The sequence below is a fragment of the Gordonia sp. NPDC062954 genome (assembly GCF_044543825.1).
Classification (GTDB): Bacteria; Actinomycetota; Actinomycetes; order Mycobacteriales; family Mycobacteriaceae; genus Gordonia; species Gordonia tangerina.
Map to the genome: position 1 here is coordinate 19,641 of NZ_JBITWL010000033.1, position 19,421 is coordinate 39,061.

General features: G+C 65.4%; 16 protein-coding genes. 9 read left to right on the forward strand and 7 right to left on the reverse strand.

Translation table 11 applies throughout. From position 1 onward, the window contains the following. Positions 1-88 precede the first annotated feature (88 nt). On the reverse strand, positions 89-823 hold the full coding sequence (locus ACIGKQ_RS22805) for a glucose 1-dehydrogenase (protein WP_235724185.1): 735 nt from the start codon (positions 821-823) through the stop codon (positions 89-91). 126 nt (positions 824-949) lie between these two features. Between ACIGKQ_RS22805 and ACIGKQ_RS22810 the strand changes: the two genes are divergently transcribed. Further along, a complete protein-coding gene (locus tag ACIGKQ_RS22810; protein ID WP_235724186.1) occupies positions 950-2,044 on the forward strand; it encodes a diacylglycerol kinase in 1,095 nt (364 codons plus the stop codon). 4 nt (positions 2,045-2,048) lie between these two features. Here ACIGKQ_RS22810 and xylB read toward each other — a convergent pair whose 3' ends face one another. Genes xylB through ACIGKQ_RS22825 form a run of 3 tightly spaced genes read right to left on the reverse strand, consistent with a single transcriptional unit; the run spans position 2,049 to position 6,024 of the window. Continuing rightward, the gene (gene xylB / locus ACIGKQ_RS22815) at positions 2,049-3,440 is read right to left on the reverse strand and encodes a xylulokinase (protein WP_235724187.1); all 1,392 of its coding nucleotides are present in this window, start codon (positions 3,438-3,440) and stop codon (positions 2,049-2,051) included. Next, entirely contained in the window at positions 3,437-4,915 is a 1,479-nt protein-coding gene (locus ACIGKQ_RS22820) for a mannitol dehydrogenase family protein (protein WP_235724282.1), read from the reverse strand. The genes xylB and ACIGKQ_RS22820 overlap by 4 nt, the downstream gene beginning before the upstream one ends. Positions 4,916-4,920: 5 nt before the next feature. Further along, entirely contained in the window at positions 4,921-6,024 is a 1,104-nt protein-coding gene (locus ACIGKQ_RS22825) for an NAD(P)-dependent alcohol dehydrogenase (protein WP_235724188.1), read from the reverse strand. Positions 6,025-6,149: 125 nt separating this feature from the next. Between ACIGKQ_RS22825 and ACIGKQ_RS22830 the strand changes: the two genes are divergently transcribed. The 6 genes from ACIGKQ_RS22830 to ACIGKQ_RS22855 all read left to right on the forward strand — a co-directional run bounded on the left by ACIGKQ_RS22830 (position 6,150) and on the right by ACIGKQ_RS22855 (position 13,303). After that, complete coding sequence (locus ACIGKQ_RS22830; protein ID WP_396575029.1) at positions 6,150-7,139, forward strand: sugar-binding transcriptional regulator; 990 nt, start codon at positions 6,150-6,152, stop codon at positions 7,137-7,139. After that, positions 7,136-8,527: a sugar ABC transporter substrate-binding protein gene (locus ACIGKQ_RS22835; protein WP_372475086.1), complete on the forward strand. Its 1,392-nt coding sequence runs from the start codon at positions 7,136-7,138 to the stop codon at positions 8,525-8,527. Before ACIGKQ_RS22830 ends, ACIGKQ_RS22835 begins: the two co-directional genes overlap by 4 nt. 3 nt (positions 8,528-8,530) lie before the next feature. Further along, positions 8,531-9,481: a carbohydrate ABC transporter permease gene (locus ACIGKQ_RS22840; protein WP_235724191.1), complete on the forward strand. Its 951-nt coding sequence runs from the start codon at positions 8,531-8,533 to the stop codon at positions 9,479-9,481. Next, positions 9,481-10,359, forward strand: a complete 879-nt coding sequence (locus ACIGKQ_RS22845; RefSeq protein WP_235724192.1) for a carbohydrate ABC transporter permease — start codon at positions 9,481-9,483, stop codon at positions 10,357-10,359. The genes ACIGKQ_RS22840 and ACIGKQ_RS22845 overlap by 1 nt, the downstream gene beginning before the upstream one ends. A gap of 41 nt (positions 10,360-10,400) precedes the next feature. Continuing rightward, on the forward strand, positions 10,401-11,504 hold the full coding sequence (locus ACIGKQ_RS22850; RefSeq protein ID WP_235724193.1) for a sn-glycerol-3-phosphate ABC transporter ATP-binding protein UgpC: 1,104 nt from the start codon (positions 10,401-10,403) through the stop codon (positions 11,502-11,504). A gap of 77 nt (positions 11,505-11,581) precedes the next feature. Next, positions 11,582-13,303 carry an alpha/beta-hydrolase family protein gene (locus ACIGKQ_RS22855; protein ID WP_235724194.1) on the forward strand — a complete coding sequence of 574 codons (1,722 nt, stop codon included), beginning with the start codon at positions 11,582-11,584 and terminating at the stop codon, positions 13,301-13,303. A gap of 3 nt (positions 13,304-13,306) precedes the next feature. Here the strand turns inward: ACIGKQ_RS22855 and ACIGKQ_RS22860 are convergent, their stop codons facing one another. Together ACIGKQ_RS22860 and ACIGKQ_RS22865 are read right to left on the reverse strand one after the other, a co-directional pair. Further along, a complete protein-coding gene (locus ACIGKQ_RS22860; protein ID WP_235724195.1) occupies positions 13,307-13,750 on the reverse strand; it encodes a nuclear transport factor 2 family protein in 444 nt (147 codons plus the stop codon). Next, positions 13,747-15,627 carry an amidohydrolase family protein gene (locus tag ACIGKQ_RS22865; protein ID WP_235724196.1) on the reverse strand — a complete coding sequence of 627 codons (1,881 nt, stop codon included), beginning with the start codon at positions 15,625-15,627 and terminating at the stop codon, positions 13,747-13,749. Before ACIGKQ_RS22865 ends, ACIGKQ_RS22860 begins: the two co-directional genes overlap by 4 nt. A 132-nt stretch (positions 15,628-15,759) precedes the next feature. Between ACIGKQ_RS22865 and ACIGKQ_RS22870 the strand changes: the two genes are divergently transcribed. Both ACIGKQ_RS22870 and ACIGKQ_RS22875 read left to right on the forward strand, forming a co-directional pair. Then, positions 15,760-16,701 (forward strand): helix-turn-helix domain-containing protein, encoded by a 942-nt coding sequence (locus ACIGKQ_RS22870; RefSeq protein ID WP_235724197.1) that lies wholly within the window; start codon positions 15,760-15,762, stop codon positions 16,699-16,701. Next, positions 16,698-17,261 (forward strand): dihydrofolate reductase family protein, encoded by a 564-nt coding sequence (locus tag ACIGKQ_RS22875; RefSeq protein ID WP_235724198.1) that lies wholly within the window; start codon positions 16,698-16,700, stop codon positions 17,259-17,261. Before ACIGKQ_RS22870 ends, ACIGKQ_RS22875 begins: the two co-directional genes overlap by 4 nt. 25 nt (positions 17,262-17,286) lie before the next feature. Here ACIGKQ_RS22875 and ACIGKQ_RS22880 read toward each other — a convergent pair whose 3' ends face one another. Next, the gene (locus ACIGKQ_RS22880; RefSeq protein WP_235724199.1) at positions 17,287-19,266 is read right to left on the reverse strand and encodes a hypothetical protein; all 1,980 of its coding nucleotides are present in this window, start codon (positions 19,264-19,266) and stop codon (positions 17,287-17,289) included. Positions 19,267-19,421 lie beyond the last annotated feature (155 nt).

The window sequence follows — 19,421 nt, forward strand, 5'->3', positions numbered from 1 at the left end:
GGAGCGGGTGGTGGCTCCTCAGGGAGCAGGTGGGGACGCTCGGAAGACTCATGCAAAGAAGCCGGGTAACGACATCTGAGCGAACAGGTCAGTTGTGCGGGACGTCGGCGGTGAGCCCGCCGTCCATGACGAACTCGGCTCCGGTTGCGTACGAGGACTCATCACTGGCGAGGAACACCACGAAGGTCGCCACCTCACTGGACTCGGCGGGTCGGCCCAGCGGGGTTTTCACGATGTCCTCCGGCAAACCCTCCGTCATCGGCGTGCGGATCATCCCGGGATGGATCGAGTTGACCCGGATGTTGTGCGGGGCCAGTTCCAGCGCAGCCGATTTCGCAAGTCCGCGAACGCCCCACTTGGTGGCGACGTAGCCGTGCGCCCACGGGCTGCCACGCAACCCCTCGACCGACGAGACGTTGATGATCGATCCACCACCCGCGGCAATCATCGGCTCCACAGCCGCCTGCATGCCGAGGAAGGTGCCGGTGAGGTTCACATCGAGGATCTGTTGCCACTTGTCGAGGCGGAACTTCTGCAGTTCCGCACCGTTGACGATCCCAGCGTTGTTCACCAGCACGTTGAGTCTGCCGAAGTCCCCGAGCGCCGTCGCCACCGCGGCTGCCCAGTCGTCGGGTGAGGTCACATCCAGATGCACATACCGCGCCGCGTCGCCGAGTTCGTCGGCGAGCGCCTTGCCCTCCTCGTCGAGGATGTCGCCGATCACGACTTTCGCACCTTCGTCCACGAGCATGCGCGCATGTGCTGCGCCCATCCCCCGCGACCCACCGCTGATCAACGCAACCTTGTCATCAACACGTCCCATGGCGACAGAGAGTACCTGGTCAGCAGCTGAATGAGAACAGGTTCTACCCATTCGGCGCCTGCCATGTTCTACTGAATGGACAACAGTCCGGACAATTGTTCACCTGACCAGCACAAGGAGTGTTCGATGACGATTCGGGTGGGTCACGTGGGTACCGGGAACGTCGGCCGGCTCGCGTTGCGACAGCTCATCGACGACGCCCGGTTCGAACTCGTCGGAGTGTGTGTGTCGAATCCGGACAAGGTGGGCAAGGACGCCGCAGAGCTCGCCGGCCGTGACACCGAACCGACCGGCGTGATCGCCACCAGCGATCTGGACGCGGTGATCGGGGCCGAACCGGATTGCGTCGTCTACTGCGCGATGGGCGACACCCGCCCGCTCGAGGCATTCGATGACTGTGTGCGACTCCTGGCGTCCGGCATCGACGTGGTCGGGTCGGCGCCGAACACGCTGCAGTTCCCATGGGGAGTCATGCCCGACAAGGCAGTACGGAAGTTGGAGGAGACCGCGACCCGCAACGAGGCGAGCATCTTTGTCACCGGGGTCGACCCCGGTTTTGCCAACGATCTGATCCCGTTCGCATTCGCGGGCACCTGCCAGCAGATCGAGCAGATCCGGTGTATGGAGATCGCCGACTATGCGACCTACGACGGCGCGACCGTGATGTTCGACGTGATGGGCTTCGGCAAGCCGATGTCCGAGACACCCATGCTCTTCCTGCCCGGGATTCTGGGAATGGCGTGGGGCACCACGATTCGACAGTTGGCCGCGGGCTTGGGCGTCACGGTGGACGAGATCGTCGAGAAATACGAGGACGAGGCGGCTCCCGAGGCATTCGACATCGCGTCCGGACACATCGACGAGGGAACGCGCGCCGCAGTGCGCTTCGAGATCATCGGCATGGTCGAGGGCCGAGAAGCGATCGTGGTCGAGCACGTGACCCGGCTTCGCGAGGACCTGGGGGCCGAGTGGGCGCGGCCTGCGCAGCCCGGCGGGTGCTACCGGGTCGAGATCGTCGGCGAACCGTCCTACCGCGTGGACATCTGTCCCACCAGCGAGCACGGCGACCACAACCACGCCGCGATCGTCGCGGCTGCGGGTCGGATCGTCAACGCGATCCCTGCGGTGGTGGACGGCCCGTCGGGAATTCGGACCACCCTCGATCTCCCACTCGTCACCGGGGCGGGCACCTTTCTCGGTGCGGCGCCGCTGACCACCTGAGGATTCACCGACGCAGGACCAGATCGGTTGCCGTCCGATAGCGTGCGTAGATCTCCGGGTCGGCGCGCGGTGCCTGGCGCCGATCGGCCGGCACCTCCCAGCGCGGCAGATCGCCGGTCAGCGCCCAGGCTGCCTGTCGGGCCGCACCGCGCGCCACATACTCACCCGGTTCCGGCAGGTACACCGCGCGACCGAACAACGCCGGCGCGATGGCGCGGACGGCCTCGGACCGGACGCCACCCCCGACCATCACGATCCGCTCGACGTCCACGCCCTGACCGCCGATCAGGTCCAGGCAATACACCAGCGAGCAGAGCAGGCCTTCCACCGAGGCGCGCGCCACATTCGCGGGGGTCCAGTTGTCTGCGGTGATACCCGTCAATGATCCTGTGGCATCGGGCAGATTGGGTGTCCGCTCGCCCGCGAGGTAGGGCACCAACGCGAGCCCGTCGGCTCCGGGAGGTGCCGCGAGCGCGAGTGCACCGAATTCGTCGAGATCCACCCCGAGCATGCGGGCGGTGGCCGCGAGCACGGGGGCACCGTTGAGTGTGCAGACCAGGGGCAGCTGCCGTCCGGTGGCGTCGGCGAAACCCGCCACCAGTCCGGACGCGTCGCGTGGCGGCGTATCGGTGACCGCACTGACCACCCCCGAGGTGCCCAGCGACACGATGCAGTCACCCGGCGACGCCATCAAACCCAATGCGGCAGCGGCATTGTCGCCGGCCCCGGCGGCGATCACGCAACCCTGCGGGGTGACTCCGGCGGTCTCCGCAGGACCGAGCACCCGGGGCAGCACGGGCCGGCGACCGCCGAAGGAGACGTCGAGCGCATCGTCGCAGTAGCCACCCGTGGCCGCGGAGTAATAGCCGGTACCGGATGCGTCGCTACGGTCGGTCACGAGCGCGGTGATATCTGCGCTCCCGCGCAGCCGCCATGTCAACCAGTCATGCGGCAGGCACACCGCAGCCGTGGCATCGGCCACCGCTGGTTCGTTGTCGGCGACCCAACGCAGCTTCGTGGCCGTGATCGATGCCACGGGTACCACGCCCACGCGGTCCGCCCACGCGGTTGCGCCACCGAACTCGTGGATCAACGCTGTCGCGCTGGCGGCAGATCGGGTGTCGTTCCACAGCAACGCCTTACGCAACACGGTGCCGCGACGGTCGAGACAGATCAGCCCGTGTTGTTGGCCGGCAACGGAGAGTGCGGCGACATCGTCGATCCCGCCTGCCTCCGCTATGGCGGTCTGCAGGGCTGTCCACCAGTGCTCGGGATCGATCTCGGTACCCGCCGGGTGCGCCGCCGAACCAGTCCGGACCACGCGTCCGGTGTCGGCATCACAGACGACGACCTTGCACGACTGGGTCGATGAGTCGACACCCGCCACCAGCGTCATGCGAGCAACCCCGACAAGGTCTCGCGGGCGCCATCGCGACGCAGTGCTTCCAGCACGGCCAGATAGGGCTTGGTGAACCGTTCATCGCGGGCGAGGTCGCCAAACAGTGATGTGTCGGCCACAAAGGCCAACGGTTCGGTCCGCGATCGTCGAGCCGCCGGGACCAGTTGCGCCGCCAGCGGGTCGACGACGCGGATCTCGTCGCCGTCCTCGTCCACCCCTTCGGCGTAGCGGGTCCACGACGCCACCACCGCCGCCGATAGCGGTACATCTCCCCCGTCGGCCAGCCGGTCCCGGATCACCGGCACCAGCCATGTGGGAATCCGGTCCGAGGAGTCCTGACACAGGCGGGCGATGGTGTCCGCGATGGACGGATTGCCGAAGCGCGCGATCAGGGTCTCGGTGTAGCTGTCCAGGTCGACGCCGGGAACCGGCTGCAGGGTGGGCCGTCCTTCCCGGGACATATAGCGCCGCAACAGCTCGGCGATCAGCGGGTCGGCGACCGCCTCGTGCACGTAGCGATAGCCCATGAGATAGCCGAAGTAGCACAGGGCCTGATGTCCGGCGTTGAGCAGACGGAGTTTCATCAGTTCATAGGGGGTGACGTCGTCGACCACCTGGACGCCCACGGACTCGAGCGCGGGTCGCCCCATCGAGAACGTGTCTTCGAGCACCCACTGCGTGAAGGGTTCCGCGACGACCGGCCAGCGATCGTCGACACCGGTTCGCTCGAGCACCTCGGCGCGCAACTCGGGCGGTGTCGCGGGAGTGATCCGGTCGACCATGGAATTCGGGAAGCGGGTGTGTTCGGCGATCCATTCGGCCAGATCCGGGTCCTTCGCGCGGGCATAGGAGAGAAAGGTCGACTGCGCGACATGCCCATTGCCCGCGATGTTGTCACAGGACATCACCGTGAACGATTCGATGCCTCGGTCACGCCGACGGCGCAGCGCCTCGGTCACGAGGCCGAACACCGTGCGCGGTACCGCATCGTCGGTCAGATCGGCGACGATCTCGGGATTGTCCAGGTCGAACTCTCCGGTCGACGGCGAAAAGTTGTACCCGCCCTCGGTGACGGTGAGGGAGACTATGCGGGTCTCGGGAGCAGCCAATTTCTCGACGACCCGCTCGGGGTCGTCCGGCGCGAACAGGTAGTCGACGATCGCGCCGAGGATCGAGGTCTCGACCTCTCCGTCGGGGTGTTTGAGGGTCAGCGTGTACAGGCCATCCTGCGGGACCAGGGCATCGCGCATCGCCGCGTCGGCCGGCCGGACACCGACGCCACAGATGCCCCAGTCGGCCGCGTCGTCGGAGTCACCTGCGGCGAGGAGACGATCGAGATACCTGGCCTGATGTGCTCGATGAAACCCACCGACGCCGAAATGCACTATTCCGCAGCGCATCTGCCGACGGTCATAGGACGGTGTCGGTACGGTGTGGATGTCGGCGAGTCCGGCCTGGGTCAGCTCGTACATGTCGCTCACGGGTGCACTTCCTTGTCTGCGTGGGGATCTGAACTTGCGCCGGTGGACGCAGCGAGGCCGGCCTGCTGCGACGGTCCTGGACGTGACGGATCTGGAAGACCACCCGGGTACACGATCGCCTTGATGGAACCCGGAGTCCGATCGGCGTCGAGCGCCGCCCGCACCTCGTCGAGTCCGAAGCGGCCGGTCACCATCGCGTCGACGTCGACCCGCCCGGAGGAGATCAACGAGAGCGCCGTCGGCCAGGTGTTGGCATACCGGAAGACCCCGGTCAGGACGATCTCACGGTTTTGGATGACGCTGGTCGGCAACGTCATCTCATCGGCACCCATGCCGACGAGCACAGCGCGGCCGGCCGGGCTCAGCGCCCGGATTCCCTCGACCGCAGCTGCCGCAACACCGCTGGCATCGATGAACGCCGTCACACCGTCGACACGAGCCGACGGTCCTCCCGGATCGACGACATCCGTCGCCCCGAATGTCGACGCCATGGCGCGGCGCTGCGCATCGGGCTCGCTCATCACGATCCGGTCGGCACCCACCGCCCGTGCGACCTGGGCACACAGCAGGCCGATCGGTCCGGCTCCGGCGATGAGCACCGAATCCCCCACCGCCACCTCGGCTTTCCGGATGGCCGCGATCGCCACCGACAGCGGTTCGCACAGCGCCGCCGCCTCATCGCTGACATGGTCGGGAACGGCGTGGGCGAAGGCGTCGCCGATGGTGACGTACTCGCAGAGTGCTCCATCGACCGGCGGTGTGGCGAAAAAGCGCATGTGCGGACACAGGTTGTAGCGCCCGCTGCGGGACTCCGGACTGGCCATGTCGGGCGTCTGCGGCTCGATCGAGACACGTTGTCCCACACGGGATGCCGACACGTACGCGCCGACGCCGACGATCACGCCGCCGGCCTCGTGACCGAGCACGATCGGCGCGGTGACGACGTACTCACCGATCCGACCGTGTCGTAGGTAGTGCGCGTCCGAACCGCACAGCCCGACCGCACCGACACGCACGAGTACCTCACCCGCGGCGGGTTGCGGCACAGGCCGCTCGTCGATGGTCAACGCCCCATCCGGGTGCAGCACACTGGCGCGCATCGTCGTAGTACTCCCTGGGTCACTCTCGGTCACTGCTGTTGCGTAGATCACATTCCCGATGTTAGCGTATTGAGCATATCCCCGGCTAGTGAGCAAATGCTCACCCGATCGAACTGAGGCGACAGATGACGAGTCCCCCGAGGACCACCCCGGACACCGGACACGACCTGCGCCTACTCGTACGAGCGGCCACGATGTATCACCTCGAGGGACTCACCCAGGCCGAGATCGCCAAACGCCTCGGCGTGTCCCGGCCCACGGCCGGCCGACTGGTCGCGCGAGCGCGAGCTCAGGGCCTGGTTCAGGTGACGGTGAGTGCACCGAGTCACCTGAGCTCGTCCATCCACACCGATCTCGAACGCACCGTCGAGGAGACATTCGGCCTCGACGAGGTGCTCATCATCGACGAGATCGCCGATGGAAGCGCCTCGGCCAACGCCGCACTCGGCCGAGCCGGTGCGTCCGTGCTGATGCGTCGCATCCAGCCGACCGACGTGCTCGGCTTCACGTGGGGCCCCGAGCAGGTTGCCGTCGCCGACGCGATGGCGGCCACCTCGTCGTGCCGACAGGTCGTCCAGATGGACGGGTCGATGACCTCCGTCGAATACCACACCGGCGTCGATCACGCCCTCGCCCGCCTGTCGGACCGACTTCACGCGCGGCCGATGCGGTTGGTGGCTCCCCTCTACGCCGATCCCGACACGGTCACCGCGCTGCAACGGGATTCGATCCTCTCCCAGTCCCTCTCGGCTGCCCGATCGGCGAACGTGATGCTCTTCGGTGTGGGTTCGGTGTCGACGTCGACGACCTTGTTCGAAGGTGCATTCATCGATGCGATCGTGCTCGACGAACTCGACGAACTCGGTGCCGTCGGCGAGATCGGCGGACGCTTCTACGACGACCATGGTCGTGCGGTGCAGTCGACCCTCGTAGACCGCACGGTGTCGGTTCCCCTGGAGAGTGTCCGGGCTTGCCCCACAAGCATTCTCGTCTCCGGTGGAGAGCACCGCCGGGACTCCATCCTCGGCGCCATCCGCGGCGGGTATTCGACGATTCTCGTCACCGACCTCCCCACCGCTGAATGGCTTGTCGCGCAACAGAAAGGTGAACTCTGATGGCGCTAGGACCGAGATACGGTCGTCGACGCACACCCGGTTCGCGTCGCACGCGGGTCAGTCTCGCCTCGGTGGCGGCCGCTGCCGCGCTCGTGCTGGCCGGCTGCTCGGGTGCCGGATCCCTGACCGGCGGGGGTGGTGACGCCGTCACAGTCGCGATGGTCTCCAACTCGCAGATGCAGGACGCGGTCGCACTGTCCGGGCAGTTCGAGAAGGAGAACCCCGGCATCAAGCTGAAGTTCGTCACGTTGTCGGAGAACGAGGCCCGCGCCAAGATCACCGCCTCGGTGGCCACCGGGGGCGGCGAGTTCGACGTGGTGATGATCAGCAACTACGAGACACCGATGTGGGCCGAGAACGGCTGGCTGGTCAACCTCACGCCGTATATGGAGGCCGACCCGAGTTACGCTGCCGACGATTTCATTCCCACGCTGAAATCTGCACTGTCGTACGACGGTTCGATGTACTCGGCGCCGTTTTACGGCGAGTCGTCATTCCTGATGTACAACAAGCGGATGTTCGCTGACGCCGGCGTGTCGTTGCCGGCGAACCCCACGTGGCCGCAGGTGGCGGAGGTCGCAGCGAAGCTCGACACCGGCGACGTTTCCGGAATCTGCCTGCGCGGCAAGCCCGGATGGGGTGAGTTGCTGGCGCCACTGAACACCGTCATCAACGCGTTCGGCGGCCGCTGGTACGACGAGAACTGGAACGCCCAGCTGACCAGCCCCGAGGTCGAGGCGGCTGTCAAGTTCTACGTCGACACGGTGCGCGACCACGGTGAGCCGGGCGCGGCGTCCTCCGGATTCCAGGAGTGCGGCAATCTGCTCTCCCAGGGCCAGGTCGCGATGTGGTACGACGCGACGTCGGCGGTGTCGGTCCTCGAGAGCCCGGACACCTCGACCATCGCCGGCGATGTGGGCTATCTGCCCGCTCCGCGAATGGCCAAGGCGGACAACGGATGGCTCTACACCTGGTCGCTGGGAATCCCCACCAGCAGTACCAAACAGGATGAGGCCTGGAAGTTCATCGACTGGATGACCAACCGCGACTACATCAAGTATGTATCGGAGACGCTGGGGGCAAGCCACATCCCGCCGGGCAGCCGCATGTCGACATATCGGTTGCCCGCGTACGAGGAGATCTCGGAGCCCTTTGCCGACGCGACCCTGTCGGCGATGACGACCGCAGATCAGCAGAACCCCACCTTGAAGCCGGTCCCCTACACCGGCATCCAGTTCCTCGCGATCCCAGAATTCCAGGATCTCGGAACTCGCGTCAGCCAACAGATCTCCGCAGCGATCGCCGGGCAGATCAGTGTTGAGCAGGCGCTCGCACAGAGTCAGGAATACGCCGAGACGGTGGGTAAGACCTACCAGAAGGAGAGGTGAGCCGTGGCCACCACACTCGCCCAGCCCGGGGCCCAACCGCAGCCCGCGGCGCCGAGCTCGAAGCGCGACCACATCTCCCGCGCCGAGGGTTGGCGCAGGCGTGGACCGCTGTTGCCCGCGTTGATCTTCATGATCGTGGTGACGCAGGTACCGTTCCTGTTCACCCTGTTCTACTCGACCCAGTCCTGGAACCTGGTGCGGCCCGGCTCGCGCAGTTTCGTCGGGATCGACAACTATCTCGCGGTGTTCACCGACACCCAGTTCTGGCGGGTCACGCTCAACACGATTGTGCTGATCGCCGGCACGGTGATCGCCTCGGTGATCCTCGGGCTGGTGTTCGCCCTGTTGCTCGATCGGAAGTTCCTGGGCCGCGGCATCGTACGCACCCTGCTGATCACGCCGTTCCTGGTGACGCCGGTCGCCGCCGCACTGTTGTGGAAAACCAGCCTGCTCTCGCCGACCAACGGCCTCGTCAACTGGTTGCTGAGCCCGTTCGGGGTACAGACCGACTGGCTCAGCACCTATCCGCTGATAAGCGTCATCGCCGAATTGGTGTGGCAGTGGACGCCGTTCATGATGTTGCTGATCCTGGCCGGGTTGCAGTCGATGCCCCACGACATCCAGGAGGCCGCCCGCGTCGACGGCGCCACCAGCTTCCGACTGTTCCGTGAACTCACCCTGCCGCACCTGCGCCGGTTCATCGAACTCGGCGCCGTGCTGGGGGCGATCTACCTGGTCAACACGTTTGACGCGGTGTACATGATGACCTCCGGCGGACCAGGCGTGTCCAGCGCGAATCTACCGTTCTACATCTATCAGCGAGCCTTCCTCGGCTTCGACATCGGTCAGGCCGCGGCGATGGGCGTGGTCACCGTGATCGGCACCATCGTGGTCGCCTCGCTGGCCCTGCGTCTGATCTTCAAGACCTTCACCGGAAACGAGGAGGCGGCCTGATGACCACCACCACTACCCCCACCCACCGGTCCTCGGCGACCATCGACGGTGTGGAGATCACCCGCAAACGTGACACCCGTGGCGCCCTACTGACGGTGCTCACCTGGATTCTGGCGCTGGGCTTCTTCTTTCCGGTGTTGTGGATGGTGCTCACCGCGTTCAAGAAGGAAAGCCAGGCCGCGACCGACCCACCGACGTTCATCTTCACCCCCACCCTCGACCAGTTCCGCGAAGTGTTCGACGCCGGAATCGGAACACCACTGCTGAACTCGGTGTTCGCCACCATCGTGTCCACCATCCTGGTACTGGCGCTGGGCGTGCCCGCCGCATTCGCCCTGTCACTGCGCCCGGTCCGCAAAACCCAAGACGCACTGTTCTTCTTCATCAGCACCAAGATGCTGCCGATCGTCGCCGCCATCATCCCGCTGTACGTCATCGTCGGACGCATCGGCATGCTCGACAACATCTGGACCCTGGTCATCCTCTACACCGCCATGAACCTGCCCATCGCCGTGTGGATGATGCGCTCATTCTTCCTCGAAGTACCCGCAGAACTCCTCGAAGCCGCCAGCATCGACGGCGCCAGCCTCTGGACCTCGGTGCGCGAAGTGATCCTGCCACTGGTCTCCCCCGGCATCGCCGCCACCGCACTGATCTGCGTCATCTTCTCCTGGAACGAATTCTTCTTCGCCGTCAACATGACCGCCGTCAACGCCCAGACCATGCCGGTGTTCCTCACGGGCTTCATGTCCGGGCAAGGCCTCTACTGGGCACAACTATCCGCCGCCTCGGTCCTCGCCGCCCTGCCCGTCGTCATCTGCGGCTGGATCGCCCAGAACAAACTCGTCCGCGGACTGTCCTTCGGCGCAATCAAATAGACCCCACCCCTCACCCTCACCAGTCTCAGGAGATACCGATCATGGCTTCCATCACCTACGACCAAGCCTGCTGCGTCTACCCCGGCGCCGACAAACTCGCCGTCGACCGCCTCAACCTCGACATCGAAGACGGCGAATTCGTCGTCCTCGTCGGCCCCTCGGGCTCCGGCAAATCCACCGCACTGCGCATGCTCGCCGGCCTCGAAGACATCGACTCCGGCCAGATCCGCATCGGCGGCAACAACATGGTCGGCGTCGCCCCCAAAGACCGCGACATCGCCATGGTCTTCCAGAACTACGCCCTCTACCCCAACAAAACCGTCGGCGAGAACATGGGCTTCGCGCTCAAGATGCGCGGCATCCCCACCGAGGAACGCACGGCCAAAGTCGCCGAAGCCGCCCGCCTGCTCGACCTCACCGACTACCTCGACCGCAAACCCGCCAAACTCTCCGGCGGTCAACGCCAACGCGTCGCCATGGGCCGCGCCATCGTCCGCGAACCCCAAGTGTTCTGCATGGACGAACCCCTCTCGAACCTCGACGCCAAACTACGCGTACAAACCCGCACCCAAATCGCCGCACTACAACGCCGCCTGGGCACCACCACCGTCTACGTCACCCACGACCAAGTCGAAGCCATGACCATGGGCGATCGCGTCGCCGTCCTGCGCCACGGCGTACTCCAACAGTTCTCCACGCCCGCCGACCTCTACGACCGACCCGTCAACGCCTTCGTCGCCGGCTTCATCGGCTCACCCGCCATGAACCTGTTCACCGCACCCGTCACCGACGGCGCCATCACCATCGCCGGATCCACCGTCGACCTCGACAACGAAACGCAAGCCTTGCTCCGCAAATCCGGACTGGGCAAAGTCATCGTCGGGATCCGTCCCGAACACCTCGCCATCGGCGACACCGGCATCGACGCCGACGTCGCCCTACTCGAAGAACTCGGCAGCGAAAGCTACATCTACGCCCGCGTCGACGACCCAACCATCGCCAACCTCGACGGTGAACCGGTCACCCTGGTCGCCCGGTCTCCCCAGCGTGCGCCGGCCAAGGCCGGAGAATCGGTGCGGCTGCACCAAATCGACCGGGCGGTACACCTGTTCGATCCCGACACCGGCGACCGCATCGCCGGATGACCGGGTGATCTGAGATCCGCGCGTGCCGCTGCCTCCGCTGATAAGGTCATCGCGCCGACAACAGCGGAGGAGCGCCGGTGACTTCGGAGAATCCCCTATCGACCGAGAACAATCGTCCGGCCGACGACAACGTCGATTCGCCTGCCGGAAAGCCTGTGGTTCCCTGGTGGCGGCGACACCTCGGCCGCTACCGCTTTGTACCGGTGACCGTCGCCCTGGTCTTTGTCTGGTTCTCCATGACGCCGTCACTGCTACCGCGCGGAGCGTTCTTCCAAGGCGTGGTCAGCGGCGCATCCGCAGCCGTCGGCTACTGCCTGGGCGCGTTCGTCAGCTGGTTCATCCGGTACATGATGTCGCGCGAGGAACCCTGGCGCCCGCCGGCACGGCGATCATGGCTAGTCCTCGGTGGGATCGCGGTCATCGGAACCGTGCTGATGTTGGTGTGGTTCGCCCAGTGGCAGGACGACATTCGCGATCTGATGGGTGTGGATCGCCTGAGCTGGAACTCCTACCCGCTGATCCCGATCGTGGGTGTGGTCGTGTTCTTGATCCTGGTGAGCCTGGGGCGGTTGTTCGCATACTCGGTGCGCTGGTGTGTGCGGCACCTCAACCGGGTCGCCCCGCCGCGCGTGTCGGCAGCGGTGGGTGCCGTCGTGGTGGTCCTGTTGACGATCTTCATCCTCAACGGCGTGGTGGCGAAGTACTCGATGCAGTGGCTCAACGCCAGTTTCGCTGCTGCCAACGATGAGACGAAAGCCGAGACGTCGCCGCCCACCTCGTCGTTGCGCTCCGGCGGTCCCGGCTCGCTGGTCACGTGGGATTCGCTCGGCCGCGAAGGACGGGTGTTCGTCGCCAAGGGGCCCGATGTGGGTGCGTTGTCGGTGTTCAACGGGGCGCCGGCACAGGAGCCGATCCGGGTGTACGCCGGGTTGGAGTCGGCGGACAGTCTGCGCGAAGAGGCGGAGTTGGCCGCCGATGAGCTCGTGCGGACCGGCGGTCTCGAACGGGCCGTCGTCGCGGTGGCCTCCACCACCGGCAGCGGCTGGGTCAACAAGGCGACGGTGGATTCGCTGGAGTACATGTACAACGGCGATACCGCGACGGTCAGTATGCAGTACTCGTATCTACCGAGCTGGCTGTCGTTCCTGGTGGACAAAGAGCGCGCGCGCCAGGCCGGGCGCGCGCTGTTCGAAGCCGTGTCCGAACGCGTACGTGCTCTGCCGGAGGCGGATCGGCCGAAACTCGTCGTCTTCGGTGAGAGTCTGGGATCGTTCGCCGGTGAGGCCGCGTTCGGGACAATCCCGGCGTTGGCGGCGCGGACCGACGGCGCGCTGTTCAGCGGTCCGACGTTCAACAACACTCTGTGGAACGACACCACGAACAACCGGGACGGGGACTCGCCGCAGGTGCTGCCGGTCTATGACGACGGCACGCAGGTTCGCTTCATCGCCGACGAGACCGATCTTTCCCATCCCGACTCGGAATGGAAGCCGTCGCGCATCGTGTACCTGCAGCATGCCAGCGACCCCATCACGTGGTGGAATCCGAATCTGATTCTCAATGAACCGGATTGGCTGGCAGAACCGAGAGGTCGCGATGTGCTGTCCTCGACCCGGTGGATCCCGTTCGTGACCTTCCTGCAAGTGTCCGCCGACATGGCTGTCGCGGTGAATGTTCCGGACGGACACGGTCATGACTACAAGGCGGCGCTGCCCTACGCGTGGGCCGACATCCTGGAGCCGCCGGGTTGGACCGAGGCGAAGACCGCGGCGTTGTTGCCACGCCTCAACCGCGACTGATCCTCAGACCTGTCCGGTGGCGTCGTAGACCCAGCTCGTATCGGCGGTCATGAGGTCGTCCATCCACGTCGGCGGGGCGCTGTTGAGCAGGGTTGCCGAGTCCCAGTAGTCCTTCCAGAGGGTGATCTGACCGTTGCGCACGCGATGCATGGTGACGAACGGCAGGTCGGCGACCTCGCCGGTGGGCCACGTCCAGGTCTCCGAATGCTCGTAGGTGACGTCGTCGCCGTCGGCCACGATCAGACCGTCGTGGTTGTGGCACGCCGACAACGGCTCGAGACCCACCTTGAGGCGTGCGACGATGTCGGCGGGCCCGCGGGCGGCCATCGTGGGACCGAACGGGACGTCGAGGTAGATGCAGTCGTCGGCCAGGAACGGGACCACCGCATCCCAATCACGGTCGGAAAGTGCCCGCCAGAGGCCGAGGACGGTGTCGGTCGGGGTCACTCTGTTGCTCCGGCCTCGGCGAGTGTCGCTCCCTGCGACGGCTGCGCGTCGTGGCCTGACCGAACCTCGGTCACCGGATCGCCGCGACGACCCGCACGGAGGAACTGGCCCGTCCGGGTCTGCCCCACCCGATCGGTCGCTGCGCCCCGGTCCATCACCTTGTGGCCGCTCACGAAGACCGCGACCACCGTGTCGTCGTTGCGATTGACCATCCGCGACATGCCGCCGAATGCCGGCACGGTTGCCTCGGCGTACGTTTCGAGCGATTCGTCGAGGCGCTCGGGGTCGACGATCATCAGGTCGGCCCGGTCCCCCGGTCGCAGGTGCCCGGCGTCGATGCCATACCAGTCGGCGAGTTCACCGGTCATGCGGTGGACGGCGGCGGCAACGTCCATGAAGGGCTCGCCACGCTGCTCGGCGGTGTGGACATGTTTGAGCAGCCGCAGACCGAAGTTGTAGAAGGCCATGTTCCGCAGATGTGCGCCGGCATCGGAGAAGCCGAGTTGGATTCCCGGCTCGCGGGCCATCTGTTTGAGGACTTCGGGTCGGTGGTTGGAGATGGTGGTTCGCCATCGGATGTCGGTGCCGTGCTCCACCACGAGGTCGAGGAAGGCGTCGACCGGATGGAGTCCACCTCGATCGAGTCCGACCTGTCCGAACGATTTCCCGACCACCGATTCGTCTGGGCAGGAGACGATCTCCGCGTCGAAGAAGTCGCGGTGCCAGACGCGTGTACCGAACTTCGACTCGTAGTCCTTGCGGAATCGTCGGCGGTAGTCCTCGTCGCGCAGCAGCTCGTCGCGTGCGAACTCCTCCTTGAGGTGCAGGGCGGCCGCACCGGAACCGAATTCCTCGAAGATCACCAGGTCGATGCCATCTGCGTACACCTCGAAGGGCACCGGTAAATGCTGCCAGCGGAAGTCACCGCCGAGCCGGTTGACCAGTCCCGCAAGCGGTCCCATGATCTTGATGGCGTAGGGGTTCGCTTTGATATCGGCCGCCGAGAGCAGGCTCGTCTTGAGTTTGCGTCGCCCGATCCCCAGCGAGGTGAAGGCTTGCGAGCCGACGTTGGCCGGGTTGGTGATGTCCGGGCCGGCCTGCAAGATGCGACCGGTCTTGCGGAGCAGCGACTTGAGACGCCGCAGTTCTCGAGGCTTGGCAAAGGTCGACGGAAGAGTACGTGAGCGGCAGGTGTCGCCGTCGAGTTTGTCGAACAACAGCTGCTGCGACGACATTCCCACGAAACCCGCGTCCAAGGCGTCGGCCAGCCAGCGCTCCATCTGCGCCTGCTCCGCTGCGGTTGGACGGACAGCATTGCGGGTGGCCCGGTCGAGGCCCATGGCCGCAGTCCGCATGTCGGAGTGCCCGATGAATGCGGCGACATTCGGGCCGAGGGCGCGACGTTCGAGCGCATCCACGTACTCCGCCGGAGTCGACCACGTCTTGTGCGTATCGATGGTGTCGATGACGTGGTGGCGTGGGATCGCCTCGACCCGACCGAACAAGTCTCCCGCCTCGGTCCCGTTGACATGGACGGTCGAGAGCGAGCACGAGCCCACCAGCACCGTGGTCACCCCATGCCGCAGGGACTCGGCGAGCTCCGGCTGCGCGAGCACCTCGATGTCGTAGTGGGTGTGGATGTCGATCATCCCTGGCAGTACCCACTTGCCCGTCGCATCGATCACGTCTGTGCACCCGGTCTCGTCGATGCGGTCGGCCGAGACCACGGCGACAACGCCGTTGCGGATGCCGATGGATCTGACGGCCGGCGGAGTGCCACTGCCGTCGAACCAGAGCCCGTCACGAATGATTGTGTCGTAGGTCACTCGATCATTAGAGACGTGCCTTCGGATGGGTGTCAACGAGTTGGTAGACATTTTTCGATTTCTGTACACCTGACCCACCGGCCGTCACCCAGCAGGACCGCGGTCGGGTCGCAACAGACCAACAGTCGCAACAGAGCAAGAATGGTCGGGCGTCGGGGCACGCGACCGGCGGATACTGAGTGCATGGTTGAGGAGACGGGGCGTGATCGTATCCGCGAGTTACTCGATGCGGTGCTGAGTGAGGACCATCGCAGCCTCGACGACATGGCCGCCGGCGCACACTCCTCGGCGTTTCACTTCAGTCGACAGTTGACCCGTCATGTCGGCGAGTCGCCGGTGGCCATGCGGCGTCGGGTGATGCTCGAGCGAGCCGCATGGCAGCTCCAGCGTGATTCGTCGGTGACTGATGCGGCGTTTGCTGCGGGTTACGAGTCGGTGGACGGATTCGCCCGCGCGTTCGCGCGGGCGTTCGGCCATGCGCCGAGCCGTCTCGGTTCTCGTGACGTACGCGGCCACTGGTTGCCGTCACCGAACGGCATCCATTTCCATTCGCCGACCGTGTTGTACATCGACAGCGACAACGCGACTGAAGAATCTGCAGGTGACGTTCTCGCCATGATGACACGCCACGACCTCGAGGACATCGAGGCGCTGCTCGAGATCGTCAAAGGAATCGACGAATCCGATTACTGTGCGCCACGATTGCCCGGCCACCAAGTGCTGCAGTGGAGTGGTCCAGAGGAATCGATCGCACAGGTCATGACGCAGCTCGTCGCGGGCAAGGCCCCATGGCTGGCCAGCATCGACGGTGAGGACACACCCGACCTCGACATTGCGATGGACGTGACGGTGTTGACGGAACTACACCAGGAGATAGCTCCACGTTGGCTGGCCCTGACCCGTGACATCGATCGCCGCTCGGCGTGGTCGGATCGCATCGTCGACGCAATCTGCGATCCGCCGGAGTCGTTTCTGCTGTCGCAGATCTGGGCGCACGTCCTGACCTTTTCTGCTCATCGGCGACAACTGGTCCGTTGGATGCTTGCCGACGCCGGCATCGACACGACGGGCGCCGATCCCGACCCCATCATGTGGCACCGACACCGATCTGGAGGCACGCTATGAGTTCACATCCCATATTCCGCTACTACACGGCGAGCACGCTCGATGGATATCTGGCCGACCCGGACGATTCGTTGGACTGGTTGCTCACCCAACCCATCGACGAAGGCGGCGCGATGAACTACACCGAGTTCATCGCTGACATCGGCGCCATGGTCATGGGTTGGACCACATATCGCTGGCTACTCGAGAACGAGGTCAGCGATGGAAAGCCGTGGCCATACGACATTCCGTGCTTCGTGTTCACCCACCGCGAGATCACGCCGATCGCCGATACCATCTCCGTTGTCACCGGCGATCCCGGGAGCAAGCGAGACGCTCTGGTGGCGGCCGCCGGAGGCAAGGACATCTGGATCGTCGGTGGTGGCGATCTGGCAGCACAGTTCGCTGACGCGAGAATGCTCGACGAGATCGTGGTGTCGTTCGCGCCGGTCACGCTCGGCGAGGGTCGCCCACTATTCCCCCGACGATATGACCTGGAACTTGTTGACACGGCGCGAAACCGGGCATTCGTGTGCGCACGCTATGCGGTGGTGGGTCCGCGGCCGCGGGTGGCATCCTGACGGCGACGGCTGCGCCCGCCGCCGATCACCTGGGGTAGGTGACGATGATCTGGCCGGTGCGGGCGTTGCGCCAGGTGATGGTGCGGTCGGTGTGCATGGTCGGTATCCACGGCCCGTCGTGTTTGCGGTCGTGGTCGGGTCGGCACAGGGGTGCGAGGTTGAACCCCACAGTCCAGCCACCGGCCAACGGGTCGGTATGACAGAACTTGTGTAGGTGGTCGAGTTCGCATTCCTCGGATGGTCTGCCGCAGTAGGGGTAGCGGCAACGCCGGTCCAGTTGAATGATCTCCGCCCGCAACGCGGCTGACGGCCTGTAGGTCAGCGCCCCAGGTGGTGGGGCGGCGAACCCACCGTGCCCGGTCAGGTCGATCGGTGGGGCCGGTGTGCGGTTGCCGAAGATGATCAGTCCGCTGGCGGTGCGGGTTTCGCTGGGGCGGGCGGTGATGGTGGTGGCGTGTGGTGCGATTCGTGCGGCGTGGGCGGGGTCGATGGCGCCGTAGCCCATCAGGCGGGTGGGGTCGAGGCCGGTGGGGTCGTGGAGCAGGGTCAGGCCGGGGACGATGAGGTCGGAGTCGGAGTCGGAGTCGCTGTCGGTTTCGGCGGAGTCGTCGGCCGGTTCCGCGTCGGCGACGTCGGTGTCGTGTTCGGCGGGTGGTGCGGTGATGAACTCTCGTCGCGGTTTCGGGGAGGGCGCGGCATCCTGAGTGGTGTCAACGGCATTGGTTCCGGTGCCGGATTGGCTACTCTCGCCGTTGTTGTCGATGTTCGAGTCGCTGTCGCTGTCGACGGCAGTGTCTTCGTCGATGTCGGCGAGGGTGATCGGCTGTTCTTCTGCCGCGTCAGGCCCACCGGTCGCGGGTTCGTCGGCGGTTTGGCCCGATGCGCTGGCGTCGTGAGCCGTGCTGGTGTCGACCGACGAGTCGCGCTCACTGTCGGTGACCGAACTCGGGGTGGCATCCGTGGCCTGCCCCCGGTTGCTGGTACGAGTCTGGCGGGCGGGGCAGGTGTCGTCGCCACAGTGGCAGCGCAATTTCGCGCCGGGGGCTTTGATGATCTCGGCGAACGCGGCCACGCGTTGGGCTTTGATGCTGCGCCCATCACGGCGGCAGACCCGTCGTCCGATGAGGGCGCTGATGCGGTCACGCAGGTGCACGCCGTGTTCGGCGGGGATGCAGGCGTCGACGGTCATGTGACCGAACGCTTCGTTACCGATCGTCACATCCCCGAACAGATCGGTGATGTCCTCGCGGGTCTGGGCCGCCCGATCAGGATCAAGACTGATGATGATCGCGTCGAGATCATCGCGCAGTGCAGTGTCGGTGGTGGGTCGGCTGGCCAGATCGAGCACCACATCATCGAAATCCCACGGCTCATCCTCGTCGGCGGGATTGTCGGTAACAGGATCGGGGTCGGTGTCGGCCGCAGCATCACCAGCCTCGTCGGAGCCGACGTCGTCAGTGCTGTCACCGTCGGTGTCGGGATCGAGGTCGGCTGCGGGGTCGTCGAGGTCGAGGGTGAGTTCCTCCTCGACATCCTTGCTCTCGGTGTCGGGTTTGTCGGTGGTTTCGGCGTTGCCGGCGAGTTCGCCCAGTCGTGCTCGCAGGTCGCCGGTGGGGCCGGTGGCGGCGCCGCGGATGGCCACGCCCAGTCGGTGGGGCCTCAGGTCGCCGGCGCGGAAGGCGTCACGGATCTTGGGGTGTTCGTCGAGGAGTTCATCGAGACCGACCCATTCGCCGGCTTGACGTCTAGAAATACCCAACTGCAGCGAGATTTCGCCTTTCGCGGCCTTGTCCGCGGCATTGCGGATGCGGTTCGGAACGAAATCGTTGTAGCCGGTGATGCGCTCGTTGTAAGTGGATTGACCGATCTGACGGGCGATCTGCATCGCGATTGCTTGGGCTTGATTACTCAACCGCAACAAATCGCGACCATGCTGCGCCAACTCATCGAGACTGCTCGAGGCCAGCAGAGCGTCGTCGGCAGCACGGTCGGTGAACGTGAACACGAAACACTCCTTTCCAGCGAAGACGGCCTCTGAGGTCGGGATGGATTGGTGGGAAATCGAACTGGGGAGTTGACCCCGGATCTTGGACACGTTGAATCCCGCATCTGTGCGGGAGGAAGCGAGATGATCAAGACATGGCCCGAAAGCACTATTCG